Source organism: Bacillus sp. CCB-MMP212, assembly GCF_022748145.1.
Classification (GTDB): domain Bacteria; phylum Bacillota; class Bacilli; order Bacillales; family Bacillaceae_G; genus Bacillus_A; species Bacillus_A cereus.
The window spans coordinates 1-26,510 of sequence record NZ_JALDQE010000008.1 but is presented as its reverse complement, the minus strand read 5'-3'; the positions used below and the strand labels follow the sequence as shown (position 1 = coordinate 26,510).

The following is a 26,510-nucleotide window of genomic DNA, read 5'->3' as shown; positions in this document are numbered from 1 at the left end:
TTGTCGAACAGAAATAAAAAAGAGAGCTGGAGCCTTCAAGGGCCATCTTGAAATTCAATACCACAATTCATTTTTGGGGAGTGTATTCAAGAACCTTTTATTTTTGGATTATAAGAGTGCTCTCACATTTACGACAAGCAATCTTTTCTTCCTCAAAAATGAATAAATTCTCAGCATCACATTCTGGGCATACAACCGCAAATGGTGTTTTTATATTTTTATAACATAGGAAAGACATGACTGCCAGGAATAGAGCAGGTATAACAAGCATCATAAGTAAGAATAGGCCCGCAAAAACGCCTGCAATTATGGAAAGTGGTTTCATTAGTTTTCTACCTACAGAGTTTACTTGATTATCCTTTTTACGAAAAGCAGTAACAAGGTAAGTTTGGGTTTCTTTTACTGGCTCAAATGCATTTACCGTATTGTAATCTTGTTCATCCATAGTGGGATAGGAAGTGTTTGGTCCTTGATACCCTCGTTGTATATAATAGTTGTTTGACTCAGATATTCGTGGCATATACGAGATTCCAGTTCCAGGTATATAAGTTGTTGTTCTTGATTCAGGTGGAATGGAGTTCCCTCCCATACCTGTATATGTAAAGTTAATTTTCACACCCGGGGAAACTTGGATAATTCTACGAAACTTATAACCCATAATATTGTATCCTCTCCATCTAATTAATATAATCATTTACTAATTATAACAAATTTTTAACTTAAAATTAATATATTAAGTTAAAACAAACTAATAAAAAAGAGTAATATTGAAGTTGACTAATTTAAGGCGTTTTAGGAGTTCTTTTTTATAAAAAACACCCTAAGGTGCCTTCCTCTAACTTGGACTATCCTGTATTAATGCCATATTGATTAATACATTAATTTATAAAAATAATTAGTTATTCTTCCATGGACCCTAGCTGATATAATATATAAGGAAATTATTAGTTAATTAATACTGCACATATATTATAAGGGGAGGCAAATAAGTTATGCAGATATTGTTAGAAATTTTTTCTGCTATATGTGATTTCTTTTATGCTGTACAACGGACGAAAGAAGAGAACAAGCAAAATAAGGAAGGTACTAGTAGTATGGTCTATGTTTTTTCCGTACTTGTAATTGTAGTAATGATTCTTTTTGCAATGTTTGCAACGCAATAGATGTTCAATCAAGAAGAAAGTATTAGAGAAAACAAGATAGTGAATAATATACATAAGCACCTCACCATCTCCATAGGATGGCGAGGCTTTTTAATGTACCAAAAAAAGACGCCATAAGGCGCCCCCACAATTGGGTAGATAAGACTTTAGTTTTCCAATCTAAAGAAGTTTTGTATCAGCTCTTTGAGAGTATATCATAATATTCGGTTCATTTATTATGCATTTATACATACCTATTAAAACCCCTCTATTTTCCATTTTATAAAATAAATTACCAATATTAATAAGATTCAAATAAATTTTTCTATAAATTCAAAATATTAAAAAGAAAAGTGATACATTTAAGGTGCAAGTTATAAAAAATATTAAGAGGGATTTATTATGTTCAAGAAATTAGTAGTAGGAGCATTAGAAACTGGTATTATGTTATCTGGGGGAATTGGAGCTTCAGCAGCAAGTATGGAAAATACGGAAAGCCCAGTAAGGTCTTTGCAAACGACCGCATGTGAACTACCTTCTGGCGTCAAAAAGCTTTCTAATGGTAAGTATGAAAGATACACTCCGCCGTATAATGGGAATTTTTCAAATTATTATACTGAAAAGATCTGTGGTGGTACAATGCACTGGTACTTTAAAGGTACTACTCCCGATAAATCATTGGGACGATATGAAGGACATCTATTTCTCTAGAAGGGGCAACACCCACATTTTAACGAAAATATACTCTAAACAAAAAACTATAATAAGCTGTCCATATGGGCAGCTTATTTACATAAAAAAGACACCCAAAGGTGCCTTCCTCCAATTTGAATCACTTTAATTCTAAGAATATGTATTGGACTCCCATTCAAGTATCATTTTTCTCAATGAATAATTGGTATATTTTAGGTTGTTTTTTACTATTTCTATGTTAAGATATTTTGGTTGATATTCATCTTATTTTAGGAGGTTGGAAGATCTGTTACATGCTTTTCATATGGATTTTAGTTTCTATACAGAAAATATAAAAGTTTTAGGGTTATTAGGGAACTCTACTCGATTATCAATTGTTTGTAAATTGATTACGTATGGATCGTTGTCAGTTTCTGATTTAAGTAAGCAAACAAGAATTACAGAGGATTTGATTGTACAACATTTGCGTAAATTAGCCTTTGGAAATATTGTAATTAGTGAACGTATAGGGAAAAGGCTTTATTTTAAAATAAAAGATAATAAAACAATTGAGATTATTAGGGTATTAGGGTTACAAAGTTAAATTTAATTACTTTCGCTACAAGTGATTTTGCTATAACTTAATTGTACAAAATCATTTGTAGCCCAACTACGGAAATGGGTGTCCCTTTTGGAGATACACCAAAATCCCTGTATCAACTTTCACTTAAAAACACAGAAATGCGCTTTCAATTTTCTTGCAATTATGTATAAATATCTATAACAGTGGAAATAGTTTGAAAATTTTGGGTTGATATGTAAAGATTAGAGAGGTAATTTACAAAATCGAAAGGGGATTTGATATGAATACAAAGTATGTTATTACCCCAAAATGTTTTCGGTTTAAAGTATTAAGTTTAGTTGCAGTTTTAATGATTACTATTTGTACATTTTTTGTAAGTGGGAATACAACCACTTTAGCTGCTACATCTGCACCTGTATATTTAAGTGATACGTTGACTCCGATTTCTGTTGTAGGAGATATAGAGAAAATAAATCCTAATTATTCTTCGTATAATAAAAACCAATCATTTTATAAAACGAAGTTATCTATTAATGGTGTGCAATATGACAAAGGAATTGGCTCACATGCAAATAGTACAATTAAGTATAATTTGAATGGACAGTATTCTAAATTTACAGTAGATGTAGGAATAGATGATCAAGTAGCAGCTGGGCATGGTTCTGTGAATTTTGTGATAATCGCTGATGGTAAAATTCTGTATATAAGTCCGGTTAAAAAATCTCACGATCCAGCTGAACATGTAGAAGTAAATATTGCAGGAAAAAATACACTTGAGTTAGTTTCGTATAATGCTAATGATAATATTGACAATGATCATGCTGACTGGGCGGATGCAAAATTGTTTACTCAATGAGTACAATATATTACTAAACTATAATTTACTAAAAAAGTCGAGTTCCTAGCGTATAGGAAATCGGCTTTTTCTTTATGAAAGTTTGCTTAGCGTACAAAATTTCACGAAATGTTGGTGCTATCCCTAATAAAGCAAATCCTCCAGCAAAACCGCAGCCTTTATCGTAACTACCACCATATCCTATAACAATAGTGCCTCCTTTAGATCAGAGGATAAAACTAGGGTTCATTCCATGTAATTTAATGAGTTCACATTACCTTATGTATTTAAGAATTAATTGAGCAGATCTTCTTGAAAATAAAAAAAAAGACGCCATAAAGCGCCTCCCATTTGGGTAAATAAGAAGTAAGGTTTCCAAGATAACTGAAAAAATAGAACAGGTGGTTAGAGTTTATCATATTCTTTTGCCGAATGAACATGCATTATTACATATCATCACAAATCCCTCTATTTTCCATTTGATAAAGTACAATCCCAATATTGTTAATAATTAAATAAATATTTATATAAATTGAAAATATTTACAAAAAATACAGAAGTGATACATTTAAGGTGTAAGTTATAAAAAATATTTAAGGGGGATTTATTATGTTTAAGAAATTAGTAGTAGGAACATTAGCAACTGGTATTGCATTAACTGGAGGGATTGAAGCAGCATCAGCAAGTACAGAAGGTGTAGATAATACTAAAAATTCAGCACCAATTATCCAACGTACCCAAATACTTAAAGATGATTTCAGTCTGATAAATGGTGAAAGAGAAGTATCGTTCGAGCATGTAAAAAAAGCAGATATGAGAGTTCATATGACAAACAATACTAAAGGTACACTTGACTGGTCTTTAAAAGACTCAAAAGGTAATGTTATTGGTTCTGGATCGTTAGCAGCAGGAAAGGGTTTTACAAATACGTACAATACTCTTTCAAAAGGTAAATATAAGCTTAAAGTTACTCACAGAAATGGTGGTTCTGGATCGTTCTATGCAGCTGCTCGTACTTTAGACTAGTATATATAGAACCATTTTAAGCGTATTGAAGAAGAACGCTCAGAGAGTTTGGGGATTAAGGCGTTTTGTCATAATATCATCGTTTGCAAATACAAAGTCCCAAAAGGCCTACCTAGGGGTGAACTGAACCCAAAAAATTAGACAAATATATTAAGCAGCTACTAAGGATTGAACTCTGTATTGCACAGGGGACAATCCTTTTAGTTTTGTTTTAAATGTTGTAGTTTAGCTTTTTCTTTGATTTTAGGGCATCTAATCCTTCTGTTTCATAAGCTACTTACCATTTTCGGAGTGTTTCGCAAGAAGGAATATTAAAAAAAGCAGCTGTTTCTCTCAGAGATGTCCCATTTTCATTCATATAATGAATTACATCTAGTTTATACTCGAGAGAGTGAGTTGTATAGCGTTTTTCAAACGCCTTTTCCCCTGAAAATTCAAACCGTTTAATCCATTGATAAAGTTCTCTAGGATGAACCCCTATAGAATTAGCAATGGTTTTTCCGCCTTCCGTACCTTCTAGATATCGTTTTACTGCTTGTATTTTATCTTTTGAAGAAAATTTAGCTATAAAAAATGCACCTCCAATTGTTAATTATGTGTCTAACAATTGGGGTGCACTTCAGAAATAGGTGGGCTTTTTAATGTGGAAAAAAAGACACCCAAAGGTGCCTTCCTCCGACTTGAACCACTTTAATTTTAATAATATAAATAGCTTATGCAGATATAGAAGCTTTGTCTTTACGGAAGATACCCATTAATCCACCGATTAATAATAAAATACCCGGTAAGATATAGAATACAAAAATGCAAATAAACCCGCCGATTGCTGCGATTGTCATCATAATACCGCCAGCTTTAGCTTTATTTTTAACCACTACAGATCCAACAATCCCTAAAATAGATAGACCTACTGCAGCCCATCCTAATCCGATAATAGAATCAGCTCCTTCAGCTTCAAAAGCAGCTCCCATTCCACCTATCATTAAAGCTAAAACAGCGCCTAATACGCCAAAAATACCACCAATAAGTCCTAATACAAATTCAGTTGTTCGTCTCATTTTATTAATTTCTCCTTTTATTTACCAGGTGTGAATTCAAATTTCACAGATTTTTCATCAAACGTAAAGTTTGGTTTATATGTACCTGTATATTTATCTGATTCAGCTACATCAAAGTACATTTTTCCTGTAATTTGATTACCTGGAGCAACATTTTCATTCATAAATGCATTATCCGCACCGAAATATTCTTTGAATTGATTGCCATTAGCATCAGCAATTTTCAATTCTTCTGTTCCGATATAAGCGTCTTTCTTACCGTTATTTTTAGCAGAGAAATCAATCTCTAACACTTTTCCTTTTTCGGCTTTTGAATACTCATTAGCTTCTACGAATTTAGCAGAGTTAAAAGTGATTTGTAATCCATTAACTTCTACCGTTTCACCAGTTTTATAAACTTTGCTAGTAGCTTTATCTTCTTTCTTTTGCTCTTGTTTAGGAGCTTCATTTTTACTTACTTCCTTAACTTCTGTTTCACCACATGCAGTTAAACTAAAAGCAAGTGCTCCTGTTAAAGCGATTGTACCTAATTTTTTATACATTATGTTTCCTCCAATTATGTAAAATGTAAGATTTCCGAACTTATCATAGCAAACAATCAATTCGAATATTGTCATATTATGTCGAACGAAAAAAAAAAGCACTTATAAGAGTGCTTATCCTTCAATCTAATGTTTTTTTATTAGATTTTTTATGTCCTTTCTTTCGTTCACAAGTTACAACATCGGCATCACGATCTAAATGCGAAGCATAAGCTGAGCTATCTGGAGTTATATCATAGTAACCGGCATTATTTGCATCTATACAGTTTGCAAAGTGAACTAGCTCTTGTTTAGTTGCAGCTTGTTGCTGAGGTGCTGTATTAACTGCAGCTTTTTGGGAAGAGATGATGTGCTTCCCAATCGGATGGACAGAATTAGAAGCGTAGTTAATGCAGTTTTACCTCAGCAAATTTATCCGATATTTGCAGCAATAGCAAAGATAGAAAGGAGAAATTGAAATGTGCATATGTGAAGGAACGGGAGTAATTAAGAACGATATGGGGAATGGCTGCTATCAATTCGCACCGTTTATTTGTGAAACAGGGAACCGCATCCCTGAAGAAGTGGATAGAAGACGTCATGCCGTTATGGCGGATTTAAGAGAAATTCATCAATTACAATTGGAGGGGAAATGGGATGCCAAGACGTAGAACGGATTTGGAACGGGAGAATTACACAATGGCGTTGCAGTAGGAAAAATACATGAAGAAGTCGCGTCGTAACTTATATATTGCTTTAGAAGAGTTGGACTTAGTGTTTGATGAAAGCAAAGTGATTCGATTAAGAGAAATGTGGGATAAGGATAAAGATATTCTTGAAATAGCAAAAGAGCTAGGAAGGCATCAACTAGAAATCGCCGCATTAATCATAGATCAGGCAGATAAGAACAAAATCAAATTGTGTCCAATGGTTTTAGGGGCATGAAACAACTAACATTGGAGGATGTAGTCGGAAGTTTTGATTATACCGCAACAAGTGCCGTGGATAAATTCTTGAAGCGTAATAGCGTTATGACGTACTCAGTAGAGTCTTACGATAAAGATGAGAAGTGGAAGCTTCGTTGGTTTGAGGCAAAGTCCGAAGGTGAAGCGATAGAAATGGCTAAAAAGAAATACGGAAAGTTACAGATTATCACCACGTATATTTCCGATAGAACCTTAGAAGAGATAATGAATTTGGATTAGGAGACATAGCGTTATGATGTATTTAAAGGTCAGAAACTCATTTGATTGAACGAGTCAACTGTAGGCGTCATAGCGTCAGTAGAAACGTTGGGACTATCGGAATCAGAAAGGAGAAATATGGGATTCGGATTTACTGACTATGGGTACTAAATAAAAAAGCTAGGATTTCCCCTAGCAAAGAGTTATGTCGTACAGAAAGGTACAAACTTAATGTTTGCAATTTCATTATATAACGTTTCTGGGGTGGAAGGATTGACTCATAGCAACCTTTACGTAACTTTTACATGCGCTTGAAGTATTTGATAACACAGACATGGATTTATTAGAAATTGAAATTATTAAAGGAATTTATGGATATGTAAATTTTAAAAAATCCTTATTGGAATAAAAAAATGGTCCTTACTATTACGTAAGAACCCCATAACCGAAGAAAAAAAGTCGTATGTGAAACCAAGTGGGAATCACAAATATATTTTAACAACTATATATATATATATAGTTGTCTATACATCAAATGAAATAACATAGTTATTTAAACGAAGGAGCCCTAGATTTAGGGATCTAGGGCTTCTTGTGTCGGTATAACTCACACAATTTTATGAAAAGAAAAGAACTTACTAAAGATAACATATGAATGTTTCGTAAATGTATCAAAAAAGTGAACAAAATAGTTATTTTAATCGGAAATACCAGGCAATTGACCAAATCACCTACCATGTGCCTAAACAGTCCGGAGGGGTAAAGCTCCGATTTGAAAGAGTGTAGTCATGGGAAGTTGACTTGAGGATAGCATGTGTAATGTAAAAAAGGTTGTTCGTAAAGGGGCATGAAAAAAAGAGTACATATCAAATATGTACTCTTGAAAAAAGGAGAACCCTATAAGCGATGAAACATAATACTACAACATATGCTTGCCTCATTTAAAGATGTGAGGAATATAACAACATATTTATTTTATGATGGATAAATAAAAGAATCCGTTTGTTATAAACGGATTCTTCCCACAAGGTTTGCAAGAAATTCAAGGTAACTAGACCGGAGCATTTATTGAATTTCTTGTGATAATACTGTATGCAAAGGAATTAATAAGGTTAAAGAAATTTAAACAAAATCCTTATTTAACAACAAATAAAAAGAGCGCTAATCGAGAGCGCTCCTTATACCTAATTATAACGAAAGTGACGAACTCACATTATACAGAAAGGCACTATTATTGTATGTCAAAGTATGAGATTAGTGAATGGATTTAGATAAAATCGTTATCTAAATAAAAGAAACCCCGATTATCGACGAGGCTTCTAGGGGTATGTGTCGAGTAATGACGTACTCGACTAATTAACCGTATCATGAATTTTTTGGTAAAAATACCGGTAAATTTACCTAAGTAAGCAGGGCATCAATTTGAATAAAAAACGCTATTTTAGTAGAAAACGTTGAAAAAGGACCCGGAAAAGGGGGAGGGGTCCTTTTTAATGGAACAATAGAATTTTATGGGATTACCAATACGTTACCATAAAAGGTAATTTGTTTCCATGTCATGGATATTGAGAAAACTTTATATAAAAACTTCATTTTAATAGAAAACAGGGGTGATTAATTGAGAGTTGATAAAATTTTTCCAGAACTATGGCATTTACATTTAAGAGGAGATTTAAACACCGAATTAATGACCACGGAAGAATATGAAGAAAACGAAAAAGAAGTTAAAGATATATCTTTGATGGCTATAAACACAATTAAAAAGATGCAAAGAAGAATAAGTGAACTTGAATTAGAAAACGATCAACTGAAAGGTATAAATAAGTTTTATTAATAAAAATTTCATTTTGTTTTATTTTAAAACCAAAAAAGAGCACTTAGTAAAGTGCTCTCGTGACGAACCTCATTTTATAACGACTATTTTATAAAGAAAGGAACTCAGAATATTATATGTGAGTCCAGTTAATTGAGTGCTTCTTACAAATAAAGAGCAGCTAGCAAAAGCTAACTGCTAGGTTCTCCAAGGGGGAACAAGGAGAAAATCTGATGTCATATACATTATTGACGGAATATTTAATTTTATTCACGAGAAATTATATTCTAAAATTTGGATTATGATAGTCGATATTCTCCATGTTGACCAGAAAAGAATTAAGAGTTCTAGTGAAATTCCAAGGGGTCTTTTCTTAGTTTTTTGAGATTCTTTTATCAAATAGCCAACAGCACTAATTGCTATAAGAATGAAAAGAATAAGTTCGAGTGTAACTGGCATTCTATCTACTCCTAAAAATAAGTTTGTATATAACAATTATAAGATATTTTTAATGATTGGTAGTAAAAAATCCAACAAAATAATTCTTTTAAGAGAAAGTCAGGAATAACAATGGGACAAGGTAACCGTGGAATGGCATTTGAAATGCTTATCAATCTAGCGAATGAAATGTATCAAAGAGTGAGAGTGGCGCTTATTAACAAACGTCCGACTCCTGTGAAGGTGCTAAAGAGCAAAGGTGGCCGTGTACTAAATGGATTCTATGAAGCAAAGAGTACAGTAGACTTGACGGTGTATATAAGGGGAGAGCTGTAGCATTTGAAGCGAAGTCTACAGAGAAAGATACACGTTTTGATTTAAAGAACATTGCGCAGCATCAATTGGATTACCTGGAGAAAGCGGAGAAGATGGGAGCGATATGTTTTTTCCTTATTGAGTTTAGTAAGGATAAGCCAGTATTCGCAGTGCCACTATCAGTCATTCAATCTTATGTAAAGATGTCTCATCAACCAAAGGGCAAGAAATCTATACCGAGAGCAGATTTTGATATTTATGGATACTTAGTAGAGCAGACGGAACGAGCGTCAGTGGATTACTTACAATACATAGATGAAGCAGTGGCTCCAGTTAGGCTTGATGGGATGATTCAGATTGATCAGAACCATAAGAGGGTATCGAATAACATTGAAGCAGCAAAAGAGAAGATGGCCAACAAGAAACGTAAATTATTAAGGGCCTAATGGATAACGGAACCGTGCAAGGTGGATGGTGGGGACTACTCGCTATGCATGTTTCCCTTATTCAACAAAGAGATAGTGAAATTTCACATACCTAATGTGAATGTAAAAAGACAAATTCAGAAATAGGGGGGATTCCTTCATGGAGAGACAATTAACTTTATTACCGGATATCGATAGAGAGACAGAAAAACAGGTTCAGAAAGAAGTAGTGAAAACACTAAAGGAATACCGCGCATTGAAAACTCGTTTTGAGAATGAAGTGGAGTTACAACACCAAGGAATCAGTTTGTTCCCCGAGATTAGAAACACGAGACATATTAGTAATATTAAATTCAAACAAATTGATAAGGCTCTACAGTACGTTTTGGATTATGACGAGGCTGAGATCATCAAGAGGAAGTACCTAAATGCAGATAAACCGAAAGACAGTTTTATTTACACTGAATTATCGATGAAGAAAGATCACTTGTATTATAAGAAGAAAAATGCAATTCGATTGATTGCTACATCCTTAGGGATGATTTAATAATACAAAAAAAGCCAAATTAACAGTTTTTAATTAACTATCCATTTGGCTTTTGATGTTTTATTTTTTAGGCATCCATGTATGTCCGCAATTCATGCAACCATTAACAATATTTTTTCTACCAACAAATCCACTGAATAAAATTATCGGTGGTCCTAGAAGTATAATAAGAAGACCAACAATTGCAGAAAGTCCAACAACTCCATCCATAGAATTTCGAGGAACTATAACATATAAAAAATTAGAAACTATTCCAATAGTTATAAGTGTACCTAACAGAAGAAACAGAATAAAAAACGCCCTTTTGAAATTATAACCACGCTTATTACCGACTATTTGATCTGATTTGCATTTCCTACAAACCACGCGCTTTGTTACTTTTTCTTGTTGTATCGTCATGTCTAACCATCCTTGATTTTGTAAAATTATAATAGCTTAATTATATGATATTATTACCTGAACTGTATACAAATATTATCAAAAAAAGAAAAAATATAATAAATTGGAATTTTTATGTTTTTAAAAACTTCGACAAAATACCGACAAAAATGGGGACTAAATAGGGGGGATTTTGATAATGAAATCAACGGTATTCTTAATGTACAAGCCCTTTGAAAACCGCATATCGAAGAGGATTAGTACACCTATTAGTGAAACGTTCTTATGCGAGAATGTCACGGTAACGTATACCGCATAGTAGGGCGGGCAAGGCGGTAAGAACCCGCGTTAAGACGAAAAGGCCAATGAGTTAATTACAATGACATATTCCAGTGTGGCGGGTGTGAGATAATTCGCATTCGTCATGCTGTTTCTATTGTATTTATCAATCAGCTCGGAATGCGTACTCTGGGTTGATAATAAATATAAGTATTATGTCGGTTCTTGAAAATGGAATGGGGGTGGTTGCTCTTGAATGAGTAACGCTTGCATTCTAAAAAGTATACGTATCTCGTACATTAGTAATTACTCACGATTCTTATTAATGACCAAAACGAGGGCAAAGAGTTCCACTCTTTGTTTGAGCCAATGCAGTGGAAACATTCCCCTTCCGTCCCTCTAGTGTATTGGTTCAAACAAGGCGTCGGAAGAAACATATACGCCTTGGATATAAATTATTGTATAAATGATTTGGTCAGCTAAGGTCCTCCAACAGCCGATGTATTGACCGAATCTACGGAGTATAAACGAGAAGATTCCTAGTCTTCTCCCATCCCCTTGAAAGCTGTCACTTCGGTGATGGCTTTTTATTTTATCTGCAAAAAAGGATAATTTTGGTTTTTATAGAATAAATAAATCGGGAGAGGTGGGGTAATAATGATATATATAGAAATAATAGAAGAATTAACAGTAGGGGAAATATATACTGAAAGACAAATTTATAATTTGTTATGCAATGCTGGTACTGAAATAACAATCTTGTGTGATTCCGTATCAGAATTTAATGAATATGAAATAGAAAGATTTAAAGTTATGGGTAAGTATGAGATATTTATTCACCAAAATGAGAATCATTCATATTGTGCGCCATCGCAAAAAACAATGGTGTATGTTATAGAAAAAATTTAGGAGCATCCATAACGGGTACTTTTTTCTTTGTTATATAGAAATGACACATTAAACATATTTAATGTGTCATCTAGGTATAAAGATAATCGGTAATCATACAATGATATGGAAAAGTCTTTTCTAACGTGTTAGTTACCTCAAAGTATATGTATCTTTTGGCGCCTGGGCGAGGGTGCTTTTTTTTTGCACATTCTGATAGGGACAAGCATATAATGTGATAGGACGAGTTCTTCGTGTCCTATTCAATGCTCAGAATAAACCCCAATTCACATGGAGAGCGCCAATAGCGAGGGTGCTCTCTTTATATTGAAAATAAAACATAAATACATATAATATGATTAATGGATTTCTATTTTAATCTGAGGGGTACAAATTTGACTCGACGTAAAAAGGATTTGTTAAAACAATGGAAGGTGGATTTGCAGGCTGTTCAAGAAGAAAAGAGGATGAAGAAGAAGACTAAGAATAAGAAATATAGCATCCCTGGTAATACAGCTGGATTCATGAATGGGAAGAATACTTATCGTAAAGAGAATGGGGTATGGAAACAAAGAAATAAATAATGTGAGGATATAATGATTTTGATTAAGTGTATAGCAATTATCGTAGGCGCTGCCGTGATCTGGGTGGCGTCTTGTTTGCTGTTAAGGAAAGATAAGGCGTGAGATAGACTTGCAAATTGAAATATTATTAGTTTAAAACATGGGCTAATAAACAAACTATTTCTACCTTTTAGTCATAGAATATGATGAATTCTATTTTAGAGGAGGGAATCATATCTATGGGATGGGATAATAATTTTGGACATTCTCGAGATTGTAATAGATTTTGGGATGATTTAGTATTTTGCGGTTGCGGCCGTAGACGAAGAAGAAACGATTTTAACGACTGTCATTGTAGACGTGACTGCGATTGTGATGAGTGTCGTCGTAGACGTAATCATGACCGCGATCGTGAGCATGATCATGGTGACCATCGAGATTGGTAAAGTCTTTTGAAAGAGTGCATATTTTAATAGCACTCTTTTTTATTATTTTTTTAATTACTAATTATTAACTAGAAGGATGCAGTTTCGATTTTATTTAACATTTTACAAAACAAACGAACACAAAGAACGAAAATAAATTTCAACTGTCTAAAAGTTGATGCTTTTAGATGATGTGGGAAAATGCTGTGAAAAATTATTGAAATCATACCTTATATTTATCTAAGAGTTAGTCTGAAATAGAGTATATAAAACAATGATAAATTTTAAATAATATTAGGGGATGACTGATGAAATTAGTGTGATATGTACGAGCTAGTATAAGAGAGCAAGATTTAGAATTGCAATTTAACACGGGAGAAACTTATGGTTCTACAAAAATATTCACTGGAAAGTAGAATGGAGCGAAAAATCTTAAGGAAATATAAAGTTGTTGAAATTTTTATGTGAATTCATTAATATGTAATTGTATTTATTGTTTATTTGATTCTGTTTATTCTCACACTTTATGAGTTGTGGTTGAGCTGTAGAAGCAAGCTGCGTCTTGTTTTAATTCTGAAAGGGCTTCTTTGAGCCGATTAGTGTATATATAGCTTATTTTGCTATATACATTTTTAATCGACTTGAAGAAGTCCTTTTTGTGTTGTTTCCAAATCTGTTTGATTGGAGAACCCATTATCACATTGGGAAAAAATTTTTATTTAGGGGACTTAATTATGATTATCTGTTATGAAGTATCATTATTTTATTCTGCACATCCAGATGGTCCTATTCAAAGTTTACGTGCATTACAAGCACTTAATCCGATAAAAGAGGGTGTATTCTCTTTAACAGGTGTCAGCGTATCGTAATGAATAATTTACAGAACCATATGGAAATATGTAGTCAGAGGGAATGACAGAAATCCGTAGTGAAGAATTACTATGAATTTCTATCTTTTATTTTATCAGGAGCAATAAAGACACGTATGGAACGTAAGATTGACAAAGAATTCAAGAGATTTACACAAATGTTGGCTTATTTTTATGAAAAATAGGTGGAAAATTTGATGGAATGTCTTATCGAGCGAAAGTGTCTATGTACTTTGTGATACAACAATTAAGTTAGATAAGAAGAGAAGCAAAAAGTATTAGTCTACAAATCACAAGATGTTTGCTAGAGCATTTGAAGCATACGTAGAATCGGATTTGCAAGATCAAGAACATAGAAATGATTATTTAGTTTGTAATGCATATCCTTTTGTATATCCATTAGGTGATTATACGTTATATCCTAATGTAATTATAAAAAGTTTAACGGAAGTAATAGTCCCATATATAATAAACAGTATATAAGGAGTGGGGAAAAATGAATTATAACATTCAAAAAGGACAGTTCCGTTTAACAAGTGCTTATCCGAGAGGTAGCTGGTGGGAGTTTTATCGTATACCTTGTCCAGTTTGTTATGATACAGGTAATTGTATGCTGCACGTTTCGCAAGATAAGGTAGCATGTACACGTGTAGAAAGTAAATGGATTTATGGAAAAAACACGGGTAATCCAAGCTACATTCACTACATAAAAGGAAAAGATAAATATCAATTGCCTGAGGTGGATGAAATTCAGATTCATGATAAGAAAAGTAATGAGGAATTAAATGTGTTTAATCGTAAATTAATGGAGTTCATATCATTACAAGAGCATCATCATGCACATTTATTAAGAGATAGAAAAATGAGCGAGGAACAAATACAAGTACGTCAATATCGTTCTTTCTTAAAACAACAAATTGTGTTAGAGGAGGATAATACGTATACGACTGTTTGGGAGCAGCTATTTAAACAGATGGGGAATAAAAATTGCTGGCAGGGAATCCCGGGTTTCTATGAGATGAAGAAAGGTCAACTTTCTCTTCGTTTGATGTCAGGCTCTCCTGGTATATTAATTCCTTTTCGGAATCAGTACAATCAAATTGTTGGATGGCAGGTTCGTGTGGATGAAGTGAAAAACTCCGTTCATGTGAAATCTGCACCTACTGGAGTTCAAGCAGAATTAATCGAACAGCCTAATGTTGTGAAGATAACTAAAAATGGTGATTGTATCTTTGAAGGCGAACTAGAAGTGAGCAAAAAGGTAGAGATTCCATTTCAAGAGGGACAAATTGTTGTAAAGATACATAAAGGGCAAAAATATCTCTGGCTCTCATCAGCAAACAAAAATCATGGAACTGGGGCAGGCGGTAGTGAAAATCCACTTCCTGTGCATGTGGCGGTACCAAGTTCTCATTTAAAACATTGGAATTCTGGTATACTTCATCAAACTAAATCAGTAATGATTACAGAGGGAGCTATGAAAGCAGATCTGGTTGCTGATTTGCTTCCAGAGAGATTTAATAAAGAGGAGCTTTCTGAAATAGGAACAACGGTTCTTGCGATTCCTGGTGTAAATGCTTGGCGAATTACTATGCCTGTATTAAAGGATATGGGTGTAGAAAATGTCTATTTAGCGTTTGATGCCGATTTAGTAGAGAATCAAAAAGTAAGAAAAGCTCTTATAGACTTTGCGACAAAGTTAAAGACAGAGGACTATAACGTAATCATAGCTGCATGGAACCCAGCACAAGGTAAGGGGCTGGATGATGCAATGCAAGCGGGATTTAAACCTGTATTTCAGAGATTGTGAAACTCATAAAGTAGGTTGGTATTTTCATAAATAGGTAGATGGAAAAGATAGAGTTTGTAATTCTATCTTTTTCTTATATCCAATTACCACAGAGGATTTAAATTAACTAAAAGAAAGGTAGAAGAGAATATGAATACATCTATGAAAAAAGGTCTAGTAAATTTACGAGTTGATTTTGCTTTCAAGCGCTTGTTTGGAGTAGAAGGAAACGAGAATATACTCATTGGTTTTCTTAATGCGGTATTACAATCCTCTTTAGATGAGGAAATTATTTCTTTGCATTTAGATGATCCACATCTTCCAAGGGAACAAAAGGATGATAAATTGTCTATTTTAGATTTGCGAGCTACCCTTAATAGTGGTATAAAATTAAATATAGAGATACAGGTTCGCGATAAAAAAGACATGATCGAGCGATCTTTGTTCTACTGGGCTGGCATGTATTATTCTCAAATGACTCAGGGAATGAAGTATACAGAATTAAGACCAACTATTTGTATTAATATAGTGGATTTCATTCTGTTTCCAGAAGAAGAGGACTTTCATAATGTCGGTGTAGTCATGAACAAAAAATCGGAGCACATAATTTCAGAGAATATGCAATTGCACTTTCTTGAGATTCCAAAAGTAATTCGAGAATGGCAAGAAGATCGAATGGATCCATGGGAGGATATATTAGCACGTTGGCTATTATTATTTCCTGCATATGAAGATGAGAAATTAACTACAATCCTGGAGGGAATCGCGATGGAAAAAGATCCAGTTTTGAAAAAGGAAATAGAGGATTGGGAGCGTTTAAGTAGTGATAAAGACTTTTTACGCTTATATGAGGCGAGAGAGAAGGCAATAAAAGATAGAATATCAGAAATAGAGACAGCAGAAGAAAAAGCTGCAATAGAAGCAAGAATAGAAATGATTCATAATTTAATTAAAGTAGGTGTACCTATAGAGAAGATAGCGGAAGCCACTGAATTAAGTGTCGAAAAGGTTAATAAAATTTTAAGAAACAAAGAGTAGATAGAAGTAGTGAAAAACAGGTACTTGTGAAAAACGCACAATTACCTGTTTTTTGTTTCTAATGAATAGTTTGATAAACACAAGGCTTAGACACTCCTTAATAGGTAGTATACTCTTATTAAGGAGCATAATAAGTTGTTGGAGAGATTAAAATGAATAAGAAAAAAGAAGCGCATACCCTTATAGATAAAATTCCAAAATGGATAAAATAGAATCATGTTGCTCACTGAAAGAAGAAATGAATGCTTTAGGTCTTAAGGACGGTAATATTTTTTAAATTCTTATAGTATGGTACGATCCTAACAAAGAGGGTAGAAATAAAGGTGTAAACAAGGACTTGTTTTTTTAAAATCGCATTGATATAATATAAAAGTAATAAGATTTTACAATAAAAATATAAAATTAATCAGTTCGCATATAAGAGAAGACCTCAATATGCGCCATGTCCTTAGGGGACGTGTGCGTGTATTGAGGTCTTTTTGCGTTTTGCGAGCAAAAACACACCTGGAGGTGCAGGAATTATGTTGAATTGGTTGTCTGCAAAACTTATGACAACATCAGTAGGAGATTTCCTATTGGCAAAAAGTAGCTTTACGAAGGGTCTTGGTGGTAGTGGTAGTGGTGCCAATGCTGAAACCGTTCAAAAAAGCATGAACACTTTGGTGAAAACCTTAATTGGTTTTGGGGGAATTTGGGTGGCAGCTTGCGTTGTATTTGCAGCTATTAAACTATCTGGTGCACAAGGGAAGAATCCTGAAAACCGTACACAAGCTATGATTGGTTTAGCTTGCGCAGCAATTGGAGGCTTTGTAATGATCAAAGCGTACGATATCGCTGCTTGGGTTACGACAATCTAACATAAGAGTTTGTACAAGCTCTCCTCGATTTGGGGAGAGCTTCTCTTATACAAGGGAGGAAAAAGAATGAGAAAAGTAACCGTTCCTGTTGATATGACTTCGGAACAAAAAACACTACTAGGTGTGCTGAGCAAGCGCCAATTGATTTATCTATTGGGTGGCGGAGCATCCCTTTATTTATATGTACCATTTTTATGGCGACTATTTGCACCTATTGATGCAGTAGTAGCATTTTTTATTTGCTTAATTTTAGCACTACCAACGGTAATAGGTGTTATAGCGTTTGCATTTATATATAAAGAAAAACAACACATGTATCTAGATAAGTATTTAATTATTAAAATGCGTAGCCGCTCCGAAAAAGGTAAGTGGAGAAAAGGGTACGAGCCAACTATATGGGCAAAGGAGAATTTGTAAATGTTAGAAATGATATATTTTGCGGCGATAGCCATTGTGGGATTTTTCTTTTATCGGAAAATGAATGGAAAACCGCTGTTTGGTTCTAAGAAAAAGGGGAAAAAGCAAGGTGGAGTAGAGAAACACACTACTGAAAAAGCTGGAAAGAAAAATAAAAAAAATAAGCCTGCTGAATCGGAAATTGATGAGGATAATGTTGACTTCTTTCGTACTTTTGTAGAAGACATTAAGGAAATTGATAATCACATGATTCGGTATTATGATGACACATTTGTCCTAATTGCGGAAGCACATCCAGTTAACTATTATTTACTTTCCAATATGGAACAAGAAGCAATTGATATCAAAATTGAATCATGGTTAACCACATTAGAGTTTAATACGAAAGTATATATTCAAAGTAAGTTTGTAGATTTAACAGATCCTGTACGAAAAATGACAGAAACGATGAAAGGTGCGAAGGACCTTACACCAGAGACGGTTCTATATGGTCAAGAAGTTATTGATAACTTAGAGTACTGGCAACGTTCGCAACCTCGATATGAACAAAAACGTTATTTAATTTATCCATACAAGGTTGATATTAGTACGATTACGGCTGATACAGAGGACGAGTTAGAAGAAAAGATTGTAGATAAGGCATTTAACGAACTATATCGTCGTTATAATGCATCTCGAAATCTACTATCGAAAGCAAAAATTAATGTAGAAATGTTAACGAAAGATAAATTAATAGAACTTTTATACGTAGCATTTAACCGTCGTAAAGCTATAAAAGCTCGTTTCCAGGACTTAATTGAAAACGAGAATTTCTCCCTCTATTCAACAGGGGAAACGAATGAAAGAAAACTAGAGTTAATGAAGAAAGTGCTAGCGGAAGAAAAAGCAGAAAAATCAAATAACGGGGTGGCGTAAACATGAAGTTGTTCGGAAAAAAGAAAAAGGAAAAGAAAAAAATAGAAGCAGAAGAGAGAGACGAATTGGAGCTAGAGGAGGAAGAGTTGGAAGAAGAGGAAATACCGACGCAATTAGACAATCAAACAACGGTGTTTGATGTTATTGCTCCAGAAGGAATGAAAATTGATGCAGAAGATTATGGGGTCATTAAACAATCTTTAGGAAGTAATACGTTCTTTCGTCCGTTTTATATTCCACGTGATGGGTACCCGCGTATGATGCAAACCAATTGGCTCAACATGTTAACTTCGGCTGGGGAAGTGGATGTCATGATCGATATTCATAAAGAACCAAAAGCTAAAGCAATGCGATCATTAGATATGCAGCTGACAATGTTACGTTCCAACCTTTCTTTCCAACGTACACGAGGCAACATTGACCAAGAAAAAGACTTAGATGCAAAAATTCAAGATACAAACAATTTAATGGATGAAATCCAGTTCAATGAAAACGACTCCTATATGGTGAGTACAATGGGTGTTGCTTATGCAGAATCAAAGAAAGAATTGGACGTTTTATGTGAGTATATTGAAGATGAAATGCAAGCATCTCACTTTAAGATAGCAAGTACTTGGAATCGTGTGAAGAGTGGTTTGAAAGCTGTTATGCCGCTAGGAGCACTAAATACGTTACAAGATACCTATCGAAATATCGATAGACGTGCGTTATGTACATTTGCACCTTTTGTGTCAGGTTCCGGAAGGTTTAATGGTGGGATACCAATAGGAAAGAACAAAATTACTGGGCAAGTAGAATTTTTAAATTCATTCGGGAATGTAGATTATCGTCCTCCAAACTATAACATAGGTGTAACAGGGATCTCAGGTTCCGGAAAAAGTTTACTTTTAAAAATGAAGTTAGCTCGTGAAACGTCACTTGCAGATACGCATGCAATGATTATCGATCCAGAAGGAGAATTCGTAAAAATTACAAAACGTCTAGGTGGCATTAATTTAAATATTTCACCTGAAAGTAATATCATTATCAATCCTTGTGCAATCGCTGTAACAGAACTTCAGATTACGGATAAAGATGAAGAGCTAGAAGCACTTGAACAATATGATAAGAAAGAACTTGTAGAGCGTGATGGCGTGAAGTATGTAAGATTTGTACCGATTTTAGAGAAAATTAATGAAATACTTGGATTCTTTGACATTATTATTCGCGGACAAGACTTTGATCAACCAGGATTAAATGTATTCCAGCGTACAATGCTAGAAGATGCAATTCGTGAAGTGTTTGATAAACATGGTATTACCTCACACCCTTCATCTTTATATACAGATGAAGTGAAGAAGGTGGATGGACAATTAATTCAGTCTCAAGTGAGAAAGCCAGAACCAGAGTTAAAAGAAATCTACGATGTCATAGTAGAACATCATGGAGACGATGTGAAAGCAGAAGAGTTAATTGCTGCGATTCGTCCATTCTTACGCGATGGTTCAAAACCATTATTTGATGGACAAAGTCATTTTGGCCGTGGTGTAGAAACACAGTTAAATGAATCTCGTGTTGTTAATTTTAATATTAGTCATTTAGAAGAAGGATTCTTAAAACCAATCGCTTTCCACGTTATCTTGAACTATATTTGGGAGCATTGGATTAAGAGTCCAGAACACGCTATCAAGCGAAAAGTATTATATGTGGATGAGATGTGGCAGTTTATCGACTATGAACAAACGGTTAACTTCTTGGAAAAAGTAGCACGTCGTTCACGTAAAAGAAATGCTGGTATGTGTTGGGCGAGTCAGGACTTCGTTCGTATTTTAGAAAATGTAAAAGCTCGTGGTATCTTGCAATCTACTTTCTCTTATTTCTTCTTAGAACAAAATAAGATTGATAAGAAAAAGATCCAGGAGAATTTTAACTTAACTGCTGGGGAGCTTGATATTATTCTCAACAACCCTGGAAAAGGAGAAGGGATTTTCCGAGTAGGAGATAGTTCGGTTTGGATTCAAACTGATCCATCTGACAAAGAAATGATGTTCATTGAATCGAATGAAGCGGTACTACAAGAGCTTTTAAACAATATGAAGAAAGTACAAGGGTACGCAGGATAATAGCGTACTCTTAACAAGGAAGGTGAAATTATGCTTGAGAAAATAGTAGAGTGGGTCGGAGGCTTAATTATTGCTATAGTAAAGGCTTTTCTTAGTCCGGTGTATGCAACTTTGGATCCGCTGCCAGTTTTAGTGTTTGGAGGAGAGGGAACAGAAGGAAAGGGGACAAACTTAGATTTCTTATTTTCAGGTAATTCTTTAACCAAAGTATTAGACACAGGCATGCCTGTCATGTTCAAGCTTGTTGCTTTTTGTGTCCTTGTCAGTGTAGTTATTACGGCGGCAAAATATTCGGCAACAGCTATTAATCCTAATAATAGAACAGCATTAATAGAGTATGCGAAGGATTTGATGATCATTTCAATTTTTCTTTGGCACCTCGATTACTTCTATACACTCATATTTGAAATCAATTCTTGGATAATAATAGAGTTTAGAGACGCTGTTAATGTAGCAAGTGGGGGGGATTTTGATCCAGATAAGGGTACTAAATTTCTACAACCTGGATTTGGTGGGGCTGGACTTACCATTACTGAGCTGGGTTTGAAAGGTCATGAAAATGACTATATGTTTATTATATTTGGTTTGTTTATAGAAGCTGGTCTCATCGTCTGGGCAAACTTTTACTACTTAATGCGAGCGGTGTCACTATACGTTTTAATGTTAATTGGTCCGTTAATGGTAGGTATGTGGCTATTTCCACAAAAGAAACAACAGACATTATATTGGATACGTGAATTTATAGGAGCGGTGATCATACAAGCAATTCATGCGATTACCTTATGGCTCATTATTTCTTTAATTGGAGCAGCAAATAGTCCGTTAATCAAATTAATTTTACTTGCTATGTTTATCCCAATAGGTGAGATTGTGAAAAGTTTTATTGGCCTTAGTACCAATGCATCAGGTGGTATTCATAGAGCAGGTACGATGATGGGTATGGGTGCTTTAGCAAGTGTGGCTGGACTGGTTAAAGGTATTCGTGATGACTATCGTAATTCAAAAGCAAAACCTGGTGATAAAGGGGATAAAGAAAAGACAAAAGAAGATGCTGATAACCCGAAAGATGCATTAGGAGCGAATTTAGGGACAGATGTTGGTACAACATCTCGTGCAGCTCGTATGTTAAAAGCTGGTCAAATTGGAAGTTCAATTGGTAAAGCGGCTGGTGGACTTGCAGGTATGACAGCAGGAGCTGGTCTTGGACCAGAAGGAATGGCAATAGGGACATTCGCTGGCAGTAAAGCGGGCGGATTTACTGGTGCAGTTACTGGAAGATCTGCTGCTGCAGTTGGCGAAGGGGCTGTAGCCTTAGGAAAACATATTGGTTCGAGTGTAAAGAAGGGTGCGGATACGTATTCAAATCTAAATGACGAATCTTATCCAGAACTAACCGATGAAGATATCGCACAGGATTTAGCTACAAAAGATTTTGAAAATTGGAAAGCGGATAATCCCGATTCTGCAGTTGCAAGTCGCTTAAAACAAGCATTCCCTAGTGCTTCCGATGCAGAGATTGCTAAAAAAGTAGCGAAAACCAACAATGATCAGATGTCTCGTTTCTCAAATCAGCAGAAACAAGATTTACAAAATATGAAGAAAACCGCTACACCATATGGAAATGCTAGAGATTTAGTTAACGCTGCAACGAATGCATTCCAAAAGGGGTATGGGGCAGACCATAAAGATACGTTTATGAGTCAGTTACCAGAAAATATGTCAGCAGAAGAGAAAGAGAAACACTGGAACGACCATCTGAACACCAAAGTACAAGGATTTAGAAACCACGCAGAACAGGCGGCAACAAAAGTGGGAGCTATGCCAGTTAATGCGAAGGATAAGCAAGGAAATAATCTGTTTGATAAATCCTATGTGAATAAAGATGCGTTTGCTTCTCGACTTGCATTAGGAAAAGTCGGAAAAGCAGTCGAGGATGTAAAAGGAGAAACGTTAGAAAGTGGCCATCAAAATATGGGACAAGTAGGTGCTCTTGTCGGTGCTTCTACTGCTGCATTTAAGAAAGCGTATAGTGCAGACCATAAGGCTGGATTTATGAAACAATTCCCGGTAGATATGCCGCAACAAGAAAAAGAAGCAGCATGGAATAAGCATTTAGATCAAAAAGTACAGGGATTTCAAAATCATGCGCAACAAGCGGCGGAATCAGCTGGTATTGTACAGCAAAAAGCCGGTACAAACTATGCGAATAAAGAAGCTTTCGCTTCTCATTTATCACAACAGTTACAAAAAGATCCTGGTTTAAATGCTATGGGTGTATCTAGTGTGGCAGGCATTCAGAAGGCAGTCAACGGTGTGAAAACGCACGGTTTGACAAGTGGAACAGGAAGCCAGCAAGCAAAACAAGTAAGTAATGTTGGGAACCTGATACAAGCCTCTACAGAATCCTTTAAACAAGGCTATGCAGCAGAACAACAGGCAAGCTTTATGAAAAACTTGTCTCCAACTATGTCTCAACCACAAAAAGAGCAAGCTTGGCAGTCGCACCTGAATGAAAAAGGAAATGAATTTAAAGCAGTCGCACAACAAGCGGCAGTACAAGCGGGAGCGATGCCCGTACAGGCAAAAGATACGAGTGGTAAGAGTCTACATAATCAATCGTATATTAGTAAAGATGCCTTTACTTCGCAATTAACGAAAGGTTTACAAAGCCATGCAAGTCTTGGAACGGTGAGCCAACAAGTAGGTCCTGGAATTACTAGTGCGATTCAAGGTGTTCGTTCACATGGTGTTGCGACGGGTGGCGCAATTAATAAAACTGTATATGCAGCGACACAAACGCAAGCGAGTATAGCACGTGCAGGCGATCTTTCCGTTGCGGAAATTGAACGTTCTTATGCAGATGCATCAACAAGTGTAGCGAATATTGCACAAAGTGCTGGTAAAATGTCTATCCCAACATCTGCAGTGGGACGTATGACACAGCAAAGTACAAAACTTGGCATGAGTGTAATAGAAGGTGCGAAACACCTTATGCTTGCGGATCGCATTGATACGGTATCAAATGCATACTTTAGTGCTGCGAGTGTTGTACAACAATCCGGAGGGAATGCAGTACAAAGAGTGATAAGTGGGACTACTGCTGCTGTTAATACATCATTAGGTGGGAATGCAGCAGAGCGTCACTATAATGTGACAAAAGGCTTAAGTTACGCTGCAGGTGTTATTGGTGGTGCGGGCGCTTATCAAGCAACTGCACGTATGGTAAGTAAACATAATCCGTATAACAGTGCAGTTCGTACAGAAGCAAAAGAGATTCAGGAAATTCAACAGATGGTACCGACAACAACAGATCATACAGGCGCGCAATCGGTTGTAAAAGGTGCCGTACGTCTTGTGACGACAAATAATAAATCTTGGATTGAAGCAAAAGACGCTAGTGGTATGACGCAAGTTGTATCTCGTTATGGTAGTGGAGATAGCAGTATACGATCTGGACAAGTCGTATATCAGGACTTAAATATTTCAGATGGACAATTAACGCAGTATCGTAATGGTGCGAAAGCATCTCCGGCTTATATACAAGATTCAAGTGGTGGAAAAATCAATATCAATCGCTCGATCAATGTAAATCCAAATCAATTAGTAGGAAACCAAAATCAAAGACCGTTACAACAGAAACCGGTATTTAATGAACCACCACTTACGGTCAATCACAAAGTAGACAATGGTCACTTCTATATGTCTGATTTAGACCAAGGTGGCTATAAGAATGTACAAATGGTTGTAGAAAGAGATCGTAGTTACATGGTTGCGACAACAACAGACGGTACAGTGTCACGTATTTCGTCATTCGGAAAAGGAGATACGCGTTTACAGGCAAACCAAAGGATAGAAAGAGCTTGTGAAGTGAAAGACAGTAGTATTAAGCCAAGAGAAGAAATCTTAGTAACACAAACACAGGACGAAGTAGTCCGTACAGAGACGCATTTAAATTTATCAGAACATGACCCACAAAATCTGATTCCATTTGCGCCAAACCCTCGCTTAGCACAGCGAAGAGGAAGAAATTCTCAAAATGGAAAATATGGTGTGATAAGTCTATGAGTCAAAATCCTAACGATCCAAATGAACAGAAAAAAAGTAATCCTTTAAAAGATGTAGCTTCCCACTTTATTAAGAAAAAAGGGATGCAAGCGCGTGGGAAGATGGCAAACTTGGCAGGAAAAGCAGGAAAGGCGGCAGCGAAAGCTGCTGCAAAAATGCTAAGAGCAGGTATATTAAAAATTTTGGGTGCTGTTGTGGCAGCGGTTGGAGTACCTGCCGCTTTGATTATGGGAGTAATTATTGCTGTGTGTGTGATTTTAGTCTCTTTTGTACCTTTTACCGATGATGAAGGTAAGACAGAGGAACAAGTAAAAAAATATATGGAAGTTTCAATGGCACTGAATGTGGATTGGAAAGAGGTTGTCGCATTTGATATGGCGCGATACGATAATGATTTGACTGGTAAAGATCCGCACGATGCTATATCATATTTCTTGGATATCCAATATGAAGAATATACGGAAAAAGAGGTATGTGAGGCAGGACCGAATGGTCCTTGCGAAAAAAAGAAAAAGGAGATGCAAAAAACAAAATCTGAAAGTTACTCCGGACCAGATGTAAAAAAGATATTAGGAGATACAGATTTTAAGAAAAAAATAGATGAGATTAATGCGAGTGGAAGTAAAAAAGTGACAACATCTTCTCATGGGCTAGAGAAAGCGATGGAACTCGCAAAGTTTAGTAAAAGTCAAAAAGAGCGTGCGCGTGAGATATTAGAAGCCGGGATGTTAGAAGGTATGTATGGACATCTTGCTCCTACTACTGGTGGATTTATTGGTGGTATGTGTGTAGGTAATGTGAGTCCTGGTGGAGAGCCTGTTAACCTTAATGCAAAAGTTACAGGATACCTTCCTAAAATTAAAGAAATGGCAGAAAAACATGGTGTTGCTCAATATGTTGGTATTCTCGCAGCCCAAATGATGCAGGAATCAGGTGGAGCAGGAAATGACCCGATGCAGGCTTCAGAGGGTCAATATGGAGACATGAGCTCATCTTGTATAGGTGTAAAGGGAAATGCTCGTGTAGGGTGTATTAAAGATCCCAATATTTCTATAGAAGCAGGTGTACGGGAATTTAAAGATGTACTAGGAAAGGCCAATGGTGACATTGCACTCGCTTTGCAGTCTTACAACTTTGGCGAAGGTTTTATTAGTTACGCTTTAGCAAAGGGTGGCTATTCAGAAGAAACAGCTATTGAGTTCTCAAGAAGTAAGAATCATTTAAATCCAGATGGTTGTAAGGATCCGAATAACTTCAGGACAAAGGTTAATGCGTGCTATGGGGATTACGTGCGCCCATAAGGGGGCAAGGAAAAACGGTGATTGCAAGCCATTAGGTTAACCTTAAATGACCTAGTATCACTTGG

General features: G+C 35.5%; 24 protein-coding genes and 8 pseudogenes. 25 read left to right on the top strand and 7 right to left on the bottom strand.

Annotated features, from left to right (window positions below; all coding sequences use genetic code 11):
- Positions 1-97 precede the first annotated feature (97 nt).
- Positions 98-658 (bottom strand): DUF4236 domain-containing protein, encoded by a 561-nt coding sequence (locus MRP26_RS21110; RefSeq protein ID WP_197241575.1) that lies wholly within the window; start codon positions 656-658, stop codon positions 98-100.
- 334 nt (positions 659-992) lie between these two features.
- Here MRP26_RS21110 and MRP26_RS21105 point away from each other — a divergent pair, with 334 nt between their 5' ends.
- From MRP26_RS21105 to MRP26_RS21085, 5 genes are all read left to right on the top strand, one after another.
- Complete coding sequence (locus MRP26_RS21105) at positions 993-1,163, top strand: hypothetical protein (RefSeq protein WP_166696336.1); 171 nt, start codon at positions 993-995, stop codon at positions 1,161-1,163.
- 381 nt (positions 1,164-1,544) lie between these two features.
- Positions 1,545-1,853, top strand: a complete 309-nt coding sequence (locus MRP26_RS21100; protein ID WP_242806841.1) for a hypothetical protein — start codon at positions 1,545-1,547, stop codon at positions 1,851-1,853.
- 286 nt (positions 1,854-2,139) lie between these two features.
- Complete coding sequence (locus MRP26_RS21095; RefSeq protein WP_002183137.1) at positions 2,140-2,418, top strand: ArsR/SmtB family transcription factor; 279 nt, start codon at positions 2,140-2,142, stop codon at positions 2,416-2,418.
- Positions 2,419-2,677: 259 nt separating this feature from the next.
- The gene (locus MRP26_RS21090) at positions 2,678-3,253 is read left to right on the top strand and encodes an NPCBM/NEW2 domain-containing protein (protein WP_242806840.1); all 576 of its coding nucleotides are present in this window, start codon (positions 2,678-2,680) and stop codon (positions 3,251-3,253) included.
- A 588-nt stretch (positions 3,254-3,841) separates the two neighbouring features.
- Entirely contained in the window at positions 3,842-4,258 is a 417-nt protein-coding gene (locus tag MRP26_RS21085; protein WP_153598835.1) for a hypothetical protein, read from the top strand.
- A 280-nt stretch (positions 4,259-4,538) separates the two neighbouring features.
- On the opposite strand, the pseudogene MRP26_RS21080 reads toward MRP26_RS21085, so the two are convergent.
- The 4 genes and pseudogenes from MRP26_RS21080 to MRP26_RS21065 all read right to left on the bottom strand — a co-directional run.
- Positions 4,539-4,826: pseudogene (locus tag MRP26_RS21080) on the bottom strand (transposase); the annotation flags it as partial.
- A 145-nt stretch (positions 4,827-4,971) separates the two neighbouring features.
- Complete coding sequence (locus MRP26_RS21075) at positions 4,972-5,316, bottom strand: DUF4064 domain-containing protein (protein WP_153598836.1); 345 nt, start codon at positions 5,314-5,316, stop codon at positions 4,972-4,974.
- A 17-nt stretch (positions 5,317-5,333) separates the two neighbouring features.
- Positions 5,334-5,858 carry a DUF4352 domain-containing protein gene (locus tag MRP26_RS21070; RefSeq protein ID WP_153598837.1) on the bottom strand — a complete coding sequence of 175 codons (525 nt, stop codon included), beginning with the start codon at positions 5,856-5,858 and terminating at the stop codon, positions 5,334-5,336.
- A gap of 121 nt (positions 5,859-5,979) precedes the next feature.
- Positions 5,980-6,195 (bottom strand): annotated as a pseudogene (locus tag MRP26_RS21065) (excalibur calcium-binding domain-containing protein); the annotation flags it as partial.
- Here MRP26_RS21065 and MRP26_RS21060 point away from each other — a divergent pair.
- From MRP26_RS21060 to MRP26_RS21040, 5 genes and pseudogenes are all read left to right on the top strand, one after another.
- Positions 6,196-6,315 (top strand): annotated as a pseudogene (locus tag MRP26_RS21060) (site-specific DNA-methyltransferase); the annotation flags it as partial.
- 1 nt (position 6,316) lies between these two features.
- Positions 6,317-6,580: pseudogene (locus tag MRP26_RS21055) on the top strand (hypothetical protein).
- Positions 6,561-6,782: a hypothetical protein gene (locus MRP26_RS21050; protein WP_000749699.1), complete on the top strand. Its 222-nt coding sequence runs from the start codon at positions 6,561-6,563 to the stop codon at positions 6,780-6,782. The pseudogene MRP26_RS21055 and the gene MRP26_RS21050 overlap by 20 nt, the downstream one beginning before the upstream one ends.
- Positions 6,779-7,042, top strand: a complete 264-nt coding sequence (locus MRP26_RS21045) for a hypothetical protein (protein ID WP_000811967.1) — start codon at positions 6,779-6,781, stop codon at positions 7,040-7,042. Before MRP26_RS21050 ends, MRP26_RS21045 begins: the two co-directional genes overlap by 4 nt.
- A gap of 1,597 nt (positions 7,043-8,639) precedes the next feature.
- A complete protein-coding gene (locus MRP26_RS21040) occupies positions 8,640-8,855 on the top strand; it encodes a hypothetical protein (RefSeq protein WP_242806839.1) in 216 nt (71 codons plus the stop codon).
- A gap of 249 nt (positions 8,856-9,104) precedes the next feature.
- Here MRP26_RS21040 and MRP26_RS21035 read toward each other — a convergent pair whose 3' ends face one another.
- Complete coding sequence (locus tag MRP26_RS21035; RefSeq protein WP_001145513.1) at positions 9,105-9,293, bottom strand: hypothetical protein; 189 nt, start codon at positions 9,291-9,293, stop codon at positions 9,105-9,107.
- Between the two features lie 111 nt (positions 9,294-9,404).
- Here MRP26_RS21035 and MRP26_RS21030 point away from each other — a divergent pair.
- Both MRP26_RS21030 and MRP26_RS21025 read left to right on the top strand, forming a co-directional pair.
- Positions 9,405-10,033 (top strand): annotated as a pseudogene (locus tag MRP26_RS21030) (Holliday junction resolvase RecU).
- Between the two features lie 139 nt (positions 10,034-10,172).
- On the top strand, positions 10,173-10,559 hold the full coding sequence (locus MRP26_RS21025; protein ID WP_242806838.1) for an ArpU family phage packaging/lysis transcriptional regulator: 387 nt from the start codon (positions 10,173-10,175) through the stop codon (positions 10,557-10,559).
- Positions 10,560-10,619: 60 nt separating this feature from the next.
- Here MRP26_RS21025 and MRP26_RS21020 read toward each other — a convergent pair whose 3' ends face one another.
- Entirely contained in the window at positions 10,620-10,958 is a 339-nt protein-coding gene (locus MRP26_RS21020; RefSeq protein WP_000155222.1) for a hypothetical protein, read from the bottom strand.
- Between the two features lie 915 nt (positions 10,959-11,873).
- Here MRP26_RS21020 and MRP26_RS21015 point away from each other — a divergent pair.
- The 13 genes and pseudogenes from MRP26_RS21015 to MRP26_RS20960 all read left to right on the top strand — a co-directional run.
- On the top strand, positions 11,874-12,125 hold the full coding sequence (locus MRP26_RS21015) for a hypothetical protein (protein WP_000639206.1): 252 nt from the start codon (positions 11,874-11,876) through the stop codon (positions 12,123-12,125).
- Between the two features lie 374 nt (positions 12,126-12,499).
- Positions 12,500-12,688, top strand: a complete 189-nt coding sequence (locus tag MRP26_RS21010) for a hypothetical protein (RefSeq protein WP_242806837.1) — start codon at positions 12,500-12,502, stop codon at positions 12,686-12,688.
- Positions 12,689-12,906: 218 nt separating this feature from the next.
- Positions 12,907-13,113 (top strand): hypothetical protein, encoded by a 207-nt coding sequence (locus tag MRP26_RS21005; RefSeq protein ID WP_002164663.1) that lies wholly within the window; start codon positions 12,907-12,909, stop codon positions 13,111-13,113.
- Between the two features lie 713 nt (positions 13,114-13,826).
- Positions 13,827-13,961: a hypothetical protein gene (locus MRP26_RS30800; protein ID WP_000582546.1), complete on the top strand. Its 135-nt coding sequence runs from the start codon at positions 13,827-13,829 to the stop codon at positions 13,959-13,961.
- Between the two features lie 92 nt (positions 13,962-14,053).
- Positions 14,054-14,444, top strand: a pseudogene (locus MRP26_RS31095) (LPD1 domain-containing protein); the annotation flags it as partial.
- 13 nt (positions 14,445-14,457) lie between these two features.
- Positions 14,458-15,771 (top strand): DUF3854 domain-containing protein, encoded by a 1,314-nt coding sequence (locus MRP26_RS20995; RefSeq protein ID WP_242806834.1) that lies wholly within the window; start codon positions 14,458-14,460, stop codon positions 15,769-15,771.
- 129 nt (positions 15,772-15,900) lie between these two features.
- Positions 15,901-16,788: an Rpn family recombination-promoting nuclease/putative transposase gene (locus MRP26_RS20990; RefSeq protein WP_242806832.1), complete on the top strand. Its 888-nt coding sequence runs from the start codon at positions 15,901-15,903 to the stop codon at positions 16,786-16,788.
- A gap of 435 nt (positions 16,789-17,223) precedes the next feature.
- Positions 17,224-17,645 (top strand): annotated as a pseudogene (locus tag MRP26_RS20985) (hypothetical protein).
- A 66-nt stretch (positions 17,646-17,711) separates the two neighbouring features.
- Positions 17,712-18,062 (top strand): PrgI family protein, encoded by a 351-nt coding sequence (locus tag MRP26_RS20980; RefSeq protein ID WP_016090329.1) that lies wholly within the window; start codon positions 17,712-17,714, stop codon positions 18,060-18,062.
- Positions 18,063-18,977, top strand: a complete 915-nt coding sequence (locus MRP26_RS20975; RefSeq protein WP_197241590.1) for a hypothetical protein — start codon at positions 18,063-18,065, stop codon at positions 18,975-18,977.
- Between the two features lie 2 nt (positions 18,978-18,979).
- On the top strand, positions 18,980-21,079 hold the full coding sequence (locus MRP26_RS20970; protein WP_153582259.1) for a VirB4 family type IV secretion system protein: 2,100 nt from the start codon (positions 18,980-18,982) through the stop codon (positions 21,077-21,079).
- A 30-nt stretch (positions 21,080-21,109) separates the two neighbouring features.
- A complete protein-coding gene (locus MRP26_RS20965; protein ID WP_242806830.1) occupies positions 21,110-25,144 on the top strand; it encodes a TrbL/VirB6 family protein in 4,035 nt (1,344 codons plus the stop codon).
- A pseudogene (locus MRP26_RS20960) lies at positions 25,141-26,433 on the top strand (lysozyme family protein); the annotation flags it as partial. The gene MRP26_RS20965 and the pseudogene MRP26_RS20960, both read left to right, overlap by 4 nt.
- Positions 26,434-26,510 lie beyond the last annotated feature (77 nt).